The organism is Flavobacterium sp. (assembly GCF_024710485.1).
Taxonomy (GTDB): Bacteria; Bacteroidota; Bacteroidia; order Flavobacteriales; family Flavobacteriaceae; genus Flavobacterium.
In genome coordinates, this window is sequence record NZ_JANJUQ010000038.1 from 98,756 (window position 1) to 112,687 (window position 13,932).

General features: G+C 38.8%; 13 protein-coding genes and 1 tRNA gene. 6 read left to right on the top strand and 8 right to left on the bottom strand.

The window, feature by feature from the left end:
- Window positions 1–7: 7 nt before the first annotated feature.
- From Q0M21_RS10400 to Q0M21_RS10420, 5 genes are read right to left on the bottom strand one after another with little or no spacing between them, the layout of a single operon-like run.
- A complete protein-coding gene (locus Q0M21_RS10400; RefSeq protein ID WP_295337872.1) occupies window positions 8–565 on the bottom strand; it encodes a phosphatase PAP2 family protein in 558 nt (185 codons plus the stop codon).
- Entirely contained in the window at window positions 565–888 is a 324-nt protein-coding gene (locus Q0M21_RS10405; protein ID WP_295337874.1) for a twin-arginine translocase TatA/TatE family subunit, read from the bottom strand. Before Q0M21_RS10405 ends, Q0M21_RS10400 begins: the two co-directional genes overlap by 1 nt.
- A 45-nt stretch (window positions 889–933) precedes the next feature.
- Window positions 934–3,183, bottom strand: a complete 2,250-nt coding sequence (locus Q0M21_RS10410; protein WP_295337876.1) for a M1 family metallopeptidase — start codon at window positions 3,181–3,183, stop codon at window positions 934–936.
- Between the two features lie 60 nt (window positions 3,184–3,243).
- On the bottom strand, window positions 3,244–3,744 hold the full coding sequence (locus Q0M21_RS10415; RefSeq protein ID WP_295337878.1) for a DUF6702 family protein: 501 nt from the start codon (window positions 3,742–3,744) through the stop codon (window positions 3,244–3,246).
- Window positions 3,745–3,750: 6 nt separating this feature from the next.
- Window positions 3,751–4,515 (bottom strand): hypothetical protein, encoded by a 765-nt coding sequence (locus tag Q0M21_RS10420; RefSeq protein WP_295337880.1) that lies wholly within the window; start codon window positions 4,513–4,515, stop codon window positions 3,751–3,753.
- Between the two features lie 237 nt (window positions 4,516–4,752).
- Between Q0M21_RS10420 and pepE the strand changes: the two genes are divergently transcribed.
- Window positions 4,753–5,466, top strand: coding sequence for a dipeptidase PepE (gene pepE / locus Q0M21_RS10425; protein ID WP_295337882.1), 714 nt, complete (start codon window positions 4,753–4,755; stop codon window positions 5,464–5,466).
- Window positions 5,467–5,566: 100 nt separating this feature from the next.
- Here pepE and Q0M21_RS10430 read toward each other — a convergent pair.
- A tRNA-Gly gene (locus Q0M21_RS10430) sits at window positions 5,567–5,639 on the bottom strand.
- A 120-nt stretch (window positions 5,640–5,759) separates the two neighbouring features.
- Between Q0M21_RS10430 and Q0M21_RS10435 the strand changes: the two genes are divergently transcribed.
- Window positions 5,760–6,203 carry a GNAT family N-acetyltransferase gene (locus Q0M21_RS10435; protein WP_295337883.1) on the top strand — a complete coding sequence of 148 codons (444 nt, stop codon included), beginning with the start codon at window positions 5,760–5,762 and terminating at the stop codon, window positions 6,201–6,203.
- Here Q0M21_RS10435 and Q0M21_RS10440 read toward each other — a convergent pair.
- Entirely contained in the window at window positions 6,192–6,899 is a 708-nt protein-coding gene (locus Q0M21_RS10440) for a murein L,D-transpeptidase catalytic domain family protein (RefSeq protein WP_295337885.1), read from the bottom strand. The genes Q0M21_RS10435 and Q0M21_RS10440 overlap by 12 nt on opposite strands.
- 191 nt (window positions 6,900–7,090) lie before the next feature.
- On the opposite strand from Q0M21_RS10440, the gene Q0M21_RS10445 reads away from it, so the two are divergent.
- Together Q0M21_RS10445 and gpmI are read left to right on the top strand one after the other, a co-directional pair.
- Complete coding sequence (locus tag Q0M21_RS10445) at window positions 7,091–9,550, top strand: DUF5916 domain-containing protein (protein WP_295337887.1); 2,460 nt, start codon at window positions 7,091–7,093, stop codon at window positions 9,548–9,550.
- Window positions 9,551–9,594: 44 nt separating this feature from the next.
- Complete coding sequence (gene gpmI / locus Q0M21_RS10450) at window positions 9,595–11,121, top strand: 2,3-bisphosphoglycerate-independent phosphoglycerate mutase (protein WP_295337889.1); 1,527 nt, start codon at window positions 9,595–9,597, stop codon at window positions 11,119–11,121.
- 28 nt (window positions 11,122–11,149) lie between these two features.
- Here the strand turns inward: gpmI and Q0M21_RS10455 are convergent, their stop codons facing one another.
- On the bottom strand, window positions 11,150–12,418 hold the full coding sequence (locus tag Q0M21_RS10455; protein WP_295337891.1) for an acetyl-CoA hydrolase/transferase C-terminal domain-containing protein: 1,269 nt from the start codon (window positions 12,416–12,418) through the stop codon (window positions 11,150–11,152).
- Between the two features lie 156 nt (window positions 12,419–12,574).
- Here Q0M21_RS10455 and Q0M21_RS10460 point away from each other — a divergent pair, with 156 nt between their 5' ends.
- Together Q0M21_RS10460 and Q0M21_RS10465 are read left to right on the top strand one after the other, a co-directional pair.
- Complete coding sequence (locus Q0M21_RS10460; protein WP_295337893.1) at window positions 12,575–13,219, top strand: leucine-rich repeat domain-containing protein; 645 nt, start codon at window positions 12,575–12,577, stop codon at window positions 13,217–13,219.
- Between the two features lie 2 nt (window positions 13,220–13,221).
- Entirely contained in the window at window positions 13,222–13,926 is a 705-nt protein-coding gene (locus tag Q0M21_RS10465; protein ID WP_295337895.1) for a TerC family protein, read from the top strand.
- Window positions 13,927–13,932 lie beyond the last annotated feature (6 nt).

The window sequence follows — 13,932 nt, forward strand, 5'->3', positions numbered from 1 at the left end:
AGTACAATTACGAAGTACGTAGGATGTATTTCGCATACAACTTGTAAGCTATATATCCGCAACCGGCTCCAAAAGCGTAACCGGTTAAAATGTCTGTTGGAAAATGCAAGCCTAAGTAAATGCGACTATAAGCAAAAATCAACGGGAACAAAAACAGCAAGTAAGCGTGTTTGTAGTAGCGTTTTAAAATCAGGAACGTCAGCACAGTTGACGCCATAGAATTAGTGGCATGACCGGAGAAAAAACTGAAAGAACTACTTTTTTTAACTCTTCTGATGATATCGCCGATTTCCAAATCGTTACAAGGGCGTAACCTTTCGAAGCCATATTTAAAAAGATTGACCGTTTGATCGCAAATCAACACCAAAACGGCAATAAACAACACGTAATATCCAAAATTTTTCCAGCCGATTTTCTTTTGTAACCAATAAAAAACGAACAAAAAAAACGGCGCCCAATAAAGCTGCTTGGTAATAAAAAGCCAAACAGGATCCCATTGTTCTGAACCTAAACCATTGAGATATACGAGAGCTTGCTTGTCGAGTTGGACAATTTTTTCGAGCATTACATTTGGCGTTTAATAGGTCCCGACATCGATTCGATATCTTCTGCGGCTTGTTTGATTTCGGGTAAAACGCCTTGATCTACACTGCTTTTTACCTTGTTAACTTCTTCCGTAAAAGTCCCGGTGATGCTTTTTACAGAATCGTTTAATTCTTGCACTTCGGCACTTTTTTGGATTTCGGTTTTGATTTCATTAGTGGCATTTTTGAGTTGTGCCATAATTTTCCCAAAGGTACGAGCAATTTCCGGCACTTTATCAGAACCGAATAGCATCAACGCAATGAAGATGATAAAAATTAATTCGCCAAATCCAAATCCAAGCATAACCTAAACTTCTTAATTGTAAGGTTGCAAAGTTACAAACTTAAGTTAATCAAACTTCGATTTTTGTGCTGTTTTTGGCCAAGTATTATTCGACGTATCGATATCGGCCGTTTCTTCTTTCGGGTCGACTACAATTTTGGCAATCGCTTTTTGCGTGGCAAAAGTTCGGTTGACTTCTTTGTCGTTCATACGCCAAATTTGAGCCGGGAAATAATGGTTTTCTTTAGTACCGTCTTCGAAAGTAATTTCAACAATAATCGGCATTACCAATCCGCCCGGTTTATCGAAAGTCACTTGATAGAAATACTTCGGCTCATTGAGCTTGGCTCTTTCTTCGGCAGTGAAGTTTTTGTTCACATAATCGTTTAAATCTTGGAAATCCGTAATCTTGAAAGGCTTGTTCAATTCCGGTTTGTAATCGGCACTGCCTTCAGCAATCATGTACACCATAGGTCCGATTCTCGAATCACGACGACGTCTGGTTTTCATAAAATCGCTTACTTCTTTCGACGGATTGTTACTCACAAAGTATTTTTTCACTTCTTTAATTCCGATGTCGGTGTAATCAGTCGTGTAGAACCAACCTCTCCAAAACCAGTCTAAATCGACTGCCGAAGCGTCTTCCATAGTTCTGAAAAAATCTTCCGGGGTTGGATGTTTGAATTTCCAACGGTTGGCGTAGGTTTTAAAGGCATAGTCAAACAACTCAGGTCCCATGATGGTTTCGCGAAGAATGTTGAGCGCTGTAGCCGGTTTTCCGTAAGCATTACTTCCAAATTGACGAATACTTTCCGAATTGGTCATGATAGGTTCCAATCCGGTTTGGTCGCCACTCATATACGGAATGATATTTTTGGCCGGACCGCGACGCGAAGGAAAGTTAGGATCAAAAGTTTTTTCAGCTAAATACTCCATAAAGGTATTTAATCCTTCGTCCATCCAAGTCCATTGACGCTCATCGGAATTGACAATCATAGGGAAAAAGTTGTGTCCAACTTCGTGACAAATTACACCTAACATGCCGTATTTGGTTTGGTCGGAATATTTTCCGTTTTCGTCAGGACGCCCGAAATTCCAACAAATCATAGGATATTCCATCCCTTGATCGCGGGCATTCACCGAAACGGCTTTTGGGTAAGGATAATCAAAAGTGTAACTCGAATAACTTTTTAGAGTATGCGCTACCATGCGAGTAGAATATTCTTCCCACAGCGGATTGCCCTCTTTAGGATACAATGAAATAGCCATCGAAGTTGTACTTCCCGTTTTTACCGCCATTGCATCATAGATGAATTTTCTGGAGGTTGAAATTCCAAAGTCGCGCACGTTTTCCGCTTTGAATTTCCAAGTTTTCTTCTTGTCTGAAAAGCCTTTTTCTGCAGCTTCGGCTTCGGCTTGCGTCACTACGATTACCGGTTTATCGAATGATTTTTCGGCTTCGGCATAACGCTTTAATTGTTCCGGCGTAAACACTTCGTTTCTGTTTAGCAACGTCCCAGTAGCTTCCAGAATGTGATCGGCAGGAACAGTAATATTTACTTCGTAGTTTCCGAAAGTCAGCGCAAACTCACCCGAACCCCAAAACTGCATATTTTGCCAGCCTTCTACGTCGTTATAAACGGCCATCCTTGGGTAGAACTGTGCCAAAACGTATAAATTATTGCCGTCTTTCTCGAAATGCTCATAACCGGAGCGACCGCCGTCGATGATGTAGTTGTTGATGTTGTACCACCATTTGATGGAAAACGTGATTTTTTCTTTGTGCTTCAACACCTTAGGCAACTCGATACGCATCATGGTTTGGTTGATAGTGTATTTCATTGGATTGCCTTGAGCATCTTTCACGTATTCAATGCGGAAACCACCGTCAAAATCTTCCTCCAAATACTTTCTGGAGAAACTTTGCACAGAAATTGCCGGATCGGTTTTGCTGTTTTGTACTAAGGGAGAATTGGAATTTTTGGCTTTCTCATTTTGATCCAATTGAAGCCACAAATAATCTAGAGATTCCTTAGCGTTATTGGTATAAGTAATGGTTTCGGAACCGTATAGTCGTTGGTTTCTATCGTCCAGTTCAACGTCAATTTTGTAATCGGCTTGCTGCTGATAATATTCCGGCCCGGGTGCTCCCGAAGCTGTTCTGTACATATTAGGCGTGGCCATCAAATCGTACATTTGTTTGAATTTATCGGGATTTCGCTCTTCCGATTTATTGGTTTTGGGCGTATCCTGAGCTTGGGCAAAACCCATAGCCATAAAACACAAAAAGGCTACAAACTGAAACGTTCTTTTCATAGTTTTTACTTTAAAAGGCTAAAAATAAAATAAAATTGCAATTAGCCGTAGTAAAGAAAACTATTTTAACATTCCTTTAGTGGTTGACGAAGACAATAATAGGTTCTGTTTTTTACCGTTGTTATTGAATTGGATGATGTTTTGCTGTTCCTCATGAACTTCAGTAAGGATACTGTTTTCAACTTCTATCTTATTGATCTTACTTACTTCTTTTATAGTTAGATAGCAAATCACCACATTGTTTTCTTGCTCGTGACTGTGGTAATTCATGGGTTTGTGTTGGCCGTTCAAATAGATTTTAAACTTGTCCGTTAAGTATTTTTTCATCAGCGCAACATCTTCCGGTGTTTCGTTCTCGTCTCCTACATTAGTTTGCTTTTTGTAGGCTTTGGCTAAGGCATCATTCAAATCATCCATAAAAATACGGGTAGTGATTTCAAGTCGTTTTTTTTGCGGCACAAAATCTACTTGGTAAATCCCAACATAAAATCGATGTATCGATAGCGATGTTAATCCGACAAAAAGAAGTAACAATGTCGATATTTTGAGAACTTTTTTCATTATCATTTATTGTTTGTCGTCATTGAGAACGGCTAAATACTGCGAGGCCAATTCACTCAATCGAAACTTCGCTAACCCTTTATTTTTTCGGTTCATATAGTCACCCAACTTGGTATCATCTGCAATATAGTAGAGAAAACCTTTGACGTATTCTTCCGGAATTTTAAGGCGATTGGTAAAATAATCCGTTTTAAATTGGTTTTCCACTTTGGTCATTAAACGCTCTTTTCTTTCTACTTCCAACTCTTTTTTCAACATAGCTGTTCTACCCGAAATAGCATTAAAAAGCGGGTCTAAACCAAACGAGCCTCCGGACATTAACCCTGCAGAAGCTGTAAAATCAACAGAGGAAGCCGTTTTCAATCGGCGTTCGGCCGGAGTATATTTTTTGGCCGGTTTTCTTAAAATCCCCATCGAAACAGCGTTAATATTGCTGTAATCTTTGATTTCAAGCTCATCCAAAGCAATGACTTTAGGATTCAGTTGTGTCACTAACAATGTCTTTTTTAAATCGGTTTCGCTGATGACTATTTTTTTTGTTTCCGTTTGTAAACTCTGAAACTGCAAAGTATCACCAACTTTAACAAATAGCGTATAATTACCTGATTCATCGGTAGCCGTGACCGATTCCGAGCGAAGATTATAAACATTAACTTCACGCAACTCTTTGACTGCAGCAATCACTTTGCCTTTCAAAAACACCAAATCACCGGACTGAGCCAATCCTGAAAAAGAACTCAGAAAAAGAATTAGAGAGAAAAGTGGTTTCATTGGTAAGCGCTTTTGCATTTTTTTCAAAAATAGGAATAGTATTTTTCATCTGCTTAGTTCAAGCTGAGATATTTTTAAAGTCAGCTCATCATAAATCCATTGGAATATTATTTCTTAAAAACAATTCTTGCCAAGTAAAAGTATTTGCTTCGGCTCATAAATAAATGCCAACAAGCTGGTAATTTTATGTTAAATAAAACAACAAATGAATTACTTTTGAAGAAGAATCAACACAAGATGAAAAAATTAATTATTGCCAGCACCTCAACAGTTCACGGAGGAAGTTATTTGGATTATTTATTACCTGGATTAGCACATCATTTTAAAGATTGTAACGAAATACTTTTTATTCCTTATGCCCGTCCGGGCGGAATTACACACGAAGAATACACCACTAAAATTGGTGACGCTTTTAAGTCGATTGAAAAATCCGTTAGAGGAATACACGAATTTGAAAATCCTACTGAAGCCATTCAAAAAGCTCAGGGTATTTTTACCGGCGGGGGTAATACTTTTTTGTTGGTTAGCCAATTGTACAAGAACCAAATCATGTCTGTTTTAGCCGAAGCATTGAACAATGGCACTCCTTATTTAGGCACAAGCGCCGGCAGTAACATTACCGGTATCAGTATGCAAACTACTAATGACATGCCGATAATATATCCACCGAGCTTTCAAACCTTAGGCATTATACCGTTTAATTTAAATCCGCATTATTTAGATCCTGACACCAACAGCAAACATATGGGGGAAACCCGCGAAACCAGAATCAAAGAATTTCATGCTTTCAATACGACTCCGGTTTTAGGTTTGCGTGAAGGCAGTTGGTTGGAAGTAACCGACGAAAAAATACTATTGAAAGGTCCGTTGACTGCCCGATTGTTTCTACCTAATAAAAATGCGGAAGAATTGGCTCCGGAAACTGATTTGGCTTATTTGGGAACGCTGTAAAATGCTACCTCAAATATGCAAATTGATTAGTAGTAAAACATCAATTGGAAACAACATAAATAAAAAAACCTCTAACATGAATTAGAGGTTTTCATTTCAGAGCGGAAGACGAGGCTCGAACTCGCGACAACCAGCTTGGAAGGCTGGAGCTCTACCAACTGAGCTACTTCCGCATTTGTGAGTGCAAATATATAGAATAAGTTTCCTTTGATGCAAATTTTTTTAAAAAAAATTATTGCAAAATCGGGATTCATTTATAACCCAAACAAAACCAAATTGTTAGAAAAAAGCCCATGATTACCATTCGAATAATAACAGCTGAAGCAAGCTATCCTGTCCGACATGAAGTGTTGAGAAAAGGTAAACCAATCGATTCTTGCCGTTTTGAAGGTGATGAGCTGCCTACCACAAACCATTACGGCTTGTTTGACAATGATAAGTTACAAGCCATCATATCATTATTTGAGAATTCCAATCCTATTTTTGAAGAAAATAAACAAATGCAAATCAGAGGTATGGCCGTTTTAGAACATAACCAAGGTAAAGGTTACGGCAAACAATTGGTACAATATTGCGAAAATTTGTTAGTGGCTTCCGACACTGCGTTGATTTGGTTCAATGCTCGGGAAAACGCCAGAGGTTTTTATCAAAAATTAGGATACACCATACAAGGAGAGCCTTTCAACATTGAAGGCATTGGAATACACTATGTAATGTGGAAAAAATTAAGCGTTTAGCTTGGCTACAATCTCTTCTTTGGCAGCTGGATGATAAATGAACAAACAAGATTTATCTTTAATCACATTGATGATTTTCTCATTCATTTCTAACGGAACAGCAGGACAACCCTGACTTCTGCCCAAGCGTTTGTTTTGTTTAATAAAAGATTCCGACACATAATCGGCTCCGTGAATAACTACGGCTCTTTCACGAGCTTTGTCGTTTAAACCTTTTTGCAAACCATCCAATTTCAAGGACAAACCGTGTTTGCCTTTGTAAATTTCGGCGGTAGCATAAAAACCTAAACTACTTTGGTACGATTCGGCTTTGTTAGAAAAAACTCGGGCAATGTCTTCACCGGTATTTCTGCCGTGCGCTACTAAAGTTTGGAATAAAACAATGTTTTTATCTAAATCGATTACCCAAAGTCTTTTAGCCGTTGAAGACAAACTAAAATCAACCAAAGTCAAAATATTTTTTTTGATAATCCCTTTCTCTTTCAAAACTTGAAATCCTTCGACGGCTATTCTAAAGCTTTCGAAACTGGGTAAAGCGAAAGAATTTGCATCTAACTGATTGTAAGCGGCCACAACTTTAGACTCGGTATCTACTGTTGTGGTTGGAACTTTTACTGGTGGATTGGTTTTGTCAGGAAAACTGTCGAAAGACATCAACAGCACTAAAAACACTAAGAAAAAAGACTTATAATTCATTGAAATTTATAGGTTTAGCATCAAACTTGGGTTGGGCAAATATAAAGCATAATTTTTCTAAAGCAAATTTTTCAATACCAATTAAGCAAATTTTAATCTTTTAACCCCATAACAATCAATCAGTTTAATTTTAACAGAGAATTGGAAATATCAATTAAATAATTACTTTTGTTCGTCAAACAACAATATTAATGTCGAATCATTCTTACTTTTTTTTCTGCTTAGTCATGCTCTTTTCAGGCGTAGTTTTTGGTCAGAAAAAAACTCTTTTAACAAAAAGTACTTCAGAAAAAATTGTAATCGACGGAAAGTTTAACGAGGCTTCTTGGGCTAATGCCGATGTAGCCAAAGATTTCCTCATGATAGAACCTGACAACGGAAAACCCATAGCAGAGGGTAAAAGAACCGAAGTCAAAGTAATTTACGACAACAGTGCCATATACATTGCTGCTACATTACACGATGACGAACCTTCAAAAATTTTAAGTGAATTTACCCTAAGAGACGATTTTGCCGTAGCCGATCATTTTGGTGTTTTGCTAAACGGATACAACGATGGCCAACAAGAATTCCGTTTTTTTGTTAGCGCCGCAGGAGTTCAACAAGACGGTGTTTATACCGAAGCTTACGGCGAAGATTTTTCATGGGATGCTATTTGGGACAGCCATGTAGAAATTACCAACTTCGGCTGGACCGTTGAAATGAGAATTCCTTATGCAGCGCTCCGTTTTCCTTCCGAAAAAAAGCAAACCTGGGGCATTAATTTTTACCGAGAAATTCGACGCGATCGCCAACAATATTCGTGGTCACTTTTAGACCGAAAAATTGAAAACGAAAGCATACAAGCCGGTATTTTAGAAGGTATAGAAAACATTGAAACGCCTACCCGATTGTTTTTGATTCCCTATGCTTCCCAGTATTTTTATTCCAATACTTCCCAAAGAACCTACGGTGAATTCCGCGGCGGAATGGATATCAAATACGGAATCAACGATGCCTTTACTTTAGATGCCATATTGATTCCCGATTTTGGGCAAACCAAGTTTGACAACGTAGAGTTGAACTTAACGGCTTTTGAGCAACAGTTTGCTGAAAACCGTCCTTTCTTTACCGAAGGAACAGACCTCTTTAACAAAGGTGATTTATTGTATACCCGTAGGATTGGCGAAACTCCGGATTACCTGAATGTAGCCGATAACGAAACGGTTCTAGACCAACCCAGCACTATCAAACTAATTAATGCATTCAAAGTGTCCGGGCGAACCAAAAACGGATTGGGAATTGGTGTATTGAATGCAGTTTCGGAAAAAACCAGTGTTCACATCAAAGACAACGATACCAATACCACCCGACTCGAAACCCTTTCGCCGCTTACCAACTACAATGTTTTGGTGCTTGATCAACGTTTTCGCAAAAACTCCTCGGTATCTTTTATTAATACCAATGTTATGCGTAACGGAACATTTCGTGATGCCAATGTTTCCGCCTTGGTTTGGGACTTAAACACTAAGAAAAACACGTATAATGTTTCGGGGAACTTTAAATACAGCTACATCAACAATCATTCTGACCTTGAAGACAAAAAAGGCATCAGCGCCTATTTGAACATTGGAGAAACCAGTGGCAAATTCCGTCATAGCTTCGGTGGAGTCTACACTTCTGACGATTATGACAACAACGATTTAGGTATTAATTTTCAAACCCATTATCACGGACTGTATTTCAACTCGAGCTATCGTATTTTAAACCCTAACAGCGTTTTTAACACCTTCTATGCCTCGTTGAATAATTATTCGGAGTTTGACAACAGGACAGGCCGAATTCAATCGGGCTACATGCGCCTGAATTTCAACACTACCGATAAAAAGAACGACTACTATGGCTTTGGCGGTACTATTAGCCCTTTAAAGGTTTATGATTTTTACGAACCGCGTTCTTTCAACGAGGAAAAGTTTGTAATGATTCCGGAAAGTTACAATGCCTATGTCTATTATTCGAGTAATTACAATCGGAAATTTGCATTGGATATCAATCCATTTGTAACCAAATTTAACGAAAAAGGGCGCATCAACTATGGTTTTGTTTTCAGTCCGAGATACCGTTTCAGCGACCGATTTGCCTTGATTTACAATTTTACCCTCAACCGACAAAACAACAACATCGGTTGGATTGCCTTTGACGAAGACGACAATACTATTTTCGCCCGAAGAAACCGAATAACGTACACCAACACGCTGCAAGGAAAATATTCGATTAACGACAAAATGAATTTCAATCTGAATGTTCGTCATTATTGGTCCTACGTTACTAATCATGATATACTGACCCTACAAGACGACGGCGGATTTTTACCCAATACAACCTATACCGAAAACCGAAATTCGAACCTCAACTTATGGAACTTGGACTTAACCTATTCTTGGTGGTTTGCGCCGGGTAGTCAGGTCTCTGTTTTGTACCGCAATAATTCGTACCTATTCAGTCGTAATTTCGACCGTCAGTTTGAATCCAATCTGCGCGATGCAGTAAACAACGATAATTTGAACCATGTTTTCTCTATCAGCGTTCGTTATTTTATCGATTACAACTCGGTTAAAAATTCGCGTTTTTACAATTCGTTTACCAAACCTAAAACGAGAGAACGCTTCTAAAAAATCAATTTTATCCCTTATCTTTGTCGGGTAAAATGCAACCCATGAACAAGAAAGTAATCCTGATGATTTTAGACGGTTGGGGCAAATCACCCGACCCGAAAGTTTCCGCTATTGACAACGCCAATGTGCCGTTTATTAATGGTTTATACAAACAATATCCGAATGCCCAATTGAGAACCGACGGTTTGAACGTAGGTTTACCCGAAGGACAAATGGGAAATTCTGAAGTCGGACATATGAACTTAGGCGCCGGAAGAATCGTCTATCAGGATTTGGCCAAAATCAACCTGGCCGTAGCCAACAAAACCATGGCACAGGAAAAGCCATTGGTGGCTGCTTTTGAATATGCCAAAGCCAACAATAAAGCGGTTCACTTTTTAGGGTTGGTTTCCGATGGCGGGGTGCATTCGCATACCTCGCACTTGCGTGGTTTGATTGAGGCTTCTCAAGAATTTGGTTTGGAAAAAGTATTTGTACACGCCTTTACCGACGGACGAGATGTTGATCCGAAATCGGGCAAAGGTTATATTGAAGACCTGGAAAAATTCATCGAAAACACTTCGGTAAAAATAGCTTCAGTAGTTGGTCGTTATTACGCTATGGACCGAGACAAACGTTGGGAACGCGTAAAATTAGCTTACGATTTAGTGGTGAACGGCATGGGAAAACACACGACAAATTTAGCAGAAAGTATAGCAGAAAGTTATGCTGAAAACGTAACGGATGAGTTTATTATGCCTTTGGTGAAAGTAGATGCGAACAACCAACCTTTGGCTACGATTCAAAACGATGACGTGGTGATTTTCTTCAACTTCAGAACCGATAGAGGTCGCGAACTAACCGAAGCCTTATCCCAAAAGGATTTCCACGAGCAAAACATGCACAAGCTTAATTTGTATTACGTAACAATGACCAATTACGATGACACTTATGAAAATGTTCACGTAATTTACGACAAAGATAACATCACTGAAACCTTAGGTGAAGTATTGGAAAAAGCCGGAAAGAAGCAAATCCGAATTGCCGAAACTGAAAAATATCCGCACGTAACGTTTTTCTTTTCGGGCGGACGCGAAGTACCGTTTGAAGGCGAAACCCGAATTTTGAGAAATTCCCCAAAAGTGGCTACTTACGATTTACAACCCGAAATGAGTGCCTACGAGTTGAAAGACGCTTTGATTCCGGAATTGGAAAAAGGCGAAGTTGATTTTGTATGTTTGAATTTTGCCAACGGCGACATGGTGGGTCATACCGGCGTAATGGAAGCTGCCATTAAAGCTTGTGAAGCGGTTGATGTTTGCGTAAAAGAAGTGGTTGAAACCGCTTTGGCAAATGACTACACTACTATAATTATAGCCGATCACGGCAATTGCGAAACCATGATTAACCCGGACGGCTCGCCTAACACCGCGCATACTACGAATCCGGTGCCGATAATTCTGGTCGATAAAGATCATATCCGAGTGCATGACGGCGTTTTAGGTGATATTGCACCAACCATTTTAGAATTGATGGACATTCCGAAACCGGAAGTCATGACCGGAAAATCACTTTTAGTAAGACTATAAAAAAAGCCCCGAAGATTCGGGGCTTTTTTTATTTCAACATTTCATAATAACTTCTTTCGATGTTTTCCTGATGGTTTGGATGGGCAATTTTAACCATTTCGTCAATACGTTGCTTAAGGGTTTTACCGTACAAATTGGCTATGCCGTTTTCGGTAATAATGTATTGCACATGAGAACGCGTAGTTACTACACCGGCTCCTTGTTTAAGATACGGTACTATGCGGCTCTCGCCTCTTTTGGTAATGGAAGGCAAAGCAATGATGGCTTTTCCGCCATCGCTTAAAGACGCGCCTCGAATGAAATCCATTTGACCGCCAACTCCTGAATACATATGCGCTCCGATGGAATCAGCACAAACCTGACCCGTAACATCGACTTCAATGGCCGAATTGATAGCCACCATTTTAGGGTTTTTGCGAATACGCGCTGTATCGTTCACCATGGAAGATTCCTTCATTTCGATAAACGGATTGTCGCTTACAAAATCGTATAGTCGCTTCGAACCGATTAAAAAAGTGGCTAACACTCGACCGCGCAAGGTGCCTTTATAATTACAATTGATGACATCGCTTTCGATTAAATCGATGACACCGTCAGAGAACATTTCGGTGTGTAAGCCTAAATCTTTATGGTTTTTTAATTTGCTCAAAGCCGCATTTGGTATAGAACCAATACCCATTTGCAAAGTGCTTCGGTCTTCAATTAAAGAAGCCACGTACTCACCTATTTTTTCTTCTTCTTTGGAAAAAGGAGAAGGTTCATGACCAAAAATAGGTACGTTAACGTCCACCAAATAATCAATTTCGGATTCGTGTAAAATACCATCGCCAAAGGTTCTCGGCATTTGCGGATTGACTTGGGCAATCACAATTTTCGCGTTTTCAATAGCCGCTAAAGTAGCCTCAACGGAAACCCCTAAGGAACAGTAACCGTGACGATCCGGTGGTGAAACATGAATAAAAGCCACATCAATCAACAAAACTTTTTTGCGAAACAAATGAGGTAATTCGCTTAAAAATACCGGCGTATACGAACCGTTTCCGGCTTTTAAAGTATGGCGGACATTGGCTCCGATAAAAAAGGAGTTCACATGAAAACTATCCGCTAAATCCGGATTGGCATAAGGCGCATCCCCTTCGGTATGTAAGTGACAAACTTCAACATTCCTTAACTCGGCGGCTCTCTCGGCTAGGGCTTTGGTTAATACAGAAGGTGTAGCCGCAGCAGCCTGGACATACACTCGGTCGTTTGATTTTACTACTTTGACTGCTTCCGCAGCGGTAACATATTTGCTCATAACTAAAATTTTGTTCAAAATTATTTCCCAAATCCTTATAAAAATATGACATTTCTCATAAAGCAGGGTTGAAATATGTATAAATAAAAGTTAAAATTTCATAATTAATAGTTTTACTATTATCTTTGCGTCTAAATACATTCAAAATCAATAGCTATGAAAAAGATTGTAATTTTAGCACTTGTATTGTTGGGCAGCATCAATGTTATGACCTCACAAACGCCCTCCATTTCAGATTCCAAAAAATTTGTGAGTTTGAGTCAGGCATTACTTTCGCCTAAAGAAGTAATCAGTTTAGACTTAAGCAATCAGAAAGTGGTTTTAGACAATGTGGATTGGTCGGTGTTTATTAACTTGGAATATTTAAGTTTAAAAAATGACAACCTTACTGTAATCCCTGAAGGCATTTCAAAGCTCACCAACCTGAAAACACTAGATTTAAGCGGAAACAACTTTAAAGTGTTACCTAAAACCTTGAAAAGTTTGTCTAAATTACAAGTATTGTATTTGAACGATGAAAAACAATTTGATTTGGAAAAGAGTATGGATGTTTTAAACAGCTTAACCGGTTTAAAAGAGCTACACTTGGAAAACGACAAACTGCAGTCACTTCCCAAACAATTTGAAAACATGAAATCACTGGAAATGTTGTATCTGAACGACAATAACTTTATGGAATTGCCCAAACAGATTATGCGATTAGACCACTTGCGCCTTTTGGATTTTAAAAACAACAAAGTGAACCCGAACTTACAAGACATGAAAAATTTGAATTTCGGATTTAAACTAATTTTAGAATAAATATGTTAACAGAAGCTATCATTCCCTTATTATCATTAATTGCTTTAGAAGTCATTCTGGGCATAGACAATATTATTTTTATCTCCATTTTAGCCGATAAATTACCTGAAAACCAACGCAACAAATTACGCTTTTGGGGAATCGGATTAGCCTTAATCATGCGTTTGTGCTTATTAGCGTTAATTTCGTGGATTTTAAAACTTGACCAAACGTTATTCCGATTGTTTGATATCGATTTTACCGGTAAAGGTATCATTCTATTGGTCGGCGGATTGTTCCTGATATACAAAAGCACCAAAGAGATTTACCACAAAACCGAAGCCATACAATCCGGTAGTGAAACTCCGGCAAAAAAAGTTTCTTTTCAAAAACTCCTGGGCGAAGTGGTCTTGTTGGATTTGGTTTTCTCCATCGATTCGATCATTACCGCCGTAGGTATGGTACAAGACTTATGGATTATGTATACAGCGGTAATTGTTACCGTTATTATCATGTTAGTGGCAGCCAAACCTATTAGTGAGTTTATTGCTAAACATCCGTCATTCAAAATTTTGGCTTTGTGTTTTTTAATGATGATTGGTGTATCATTGATTGCCGAAGGCTTACACTTTGAAATCCCTAAAGGTTACATCTATTTCTCTATGGCCTTTGCCTTTTTAGTCGATGTGATTCAAATGAAAACTATCAAGTCGGTTCCTCATAAATAAAAAAAC

Coding starts and splice junctions, on each gene's coding strand:
- Q0M21_RS10455 (WP_295337891.1), bottom strand. CDS start 12,418: ATGAGCAAATATGTTACCGCTGCGGAAGCAGTCAAAGTAGTAAAATCA.
- Q0M21_RS10415 (WP_295337878.1), bottom strand. CDS start 3,744: ATGAAAAAAGTTCTCAAAATATCGACATTGTTACTTCTTTTTGTCGGA.
- Q0M21_RS10420 (WP_295337880.1), bottom strand. CDS start 4,515: ATGAAACCACTTTTCTCTCTAATTCTTTTTCTGAGTTCTTTTTCAGGA.
- Q0M21_RS10460 (WP_295337893.1), top strand. CDS start 12,575: ATGAAAAAGATTGTAATTTTAGCACTTGTATTGTTGGGCAGCATCAAT.
- Q0M21_RS10400 (WP_295337872.1), bottom strand. CDS start 565: ATGCTCGAAAAAATTGTCCAACTCGACAAGCAAGCTCTCGTATATCTC.
- Q0M21_RS10410 (WP_295337876.1), bottom strand. CDS start 3,183: ATGAAAAGAACGTTTCAGTTTGTAGCCTTTTTGTGTTTTATGGCTATG.
- pepE (WP_295337882.1), top strand. CDS start 4,753: ATGAAAAAATTAATTATTGCCAGCACCTCAACAGTTCACGGAGGAAGT.
- Q0M21_RS10440 (WP_295337885.1), bottom strand. CDS start 6,899: ATGAATTATAAGTCTTTTTTCTTAGTGTTTTTAGTGCTGTTGATGTCT.
- Q0M21_RS10405 (WP_295337874.1), bottom strand. CDS start 888: ATGCTTGGATTTGGATTTGGCGAATTAATTTTTATCATCTTCATTGCG.
- gpmI (WP_295337889.1), top strand. CDS start 9,595: ATGAACAAGAAAGTAATCCTGATGATTTTAGACGGTTGGGGCAAATCA.
- Q0M21_RS10465 (WP_295337895.1), top strand. CDS start 13,222: ATGTTAACAGAAGCTATCATTCCCTTATTATCATTAATTGCTTTAGAA.
- Q0M21_RS10435 (WP_295337883.1), top strand. CDS start 5,760: ATGATTACCATTCGAATAATAACAGCTGAAGCAAGCTATCCTGTCCGA.
- Q0M21_RS10445 (WP_295337887.1), top strand. CDS start 7,091: ATGTCGAATCATTCTTACTTTTTTTTCTGCTTAGTCATGCTCTTTTCA.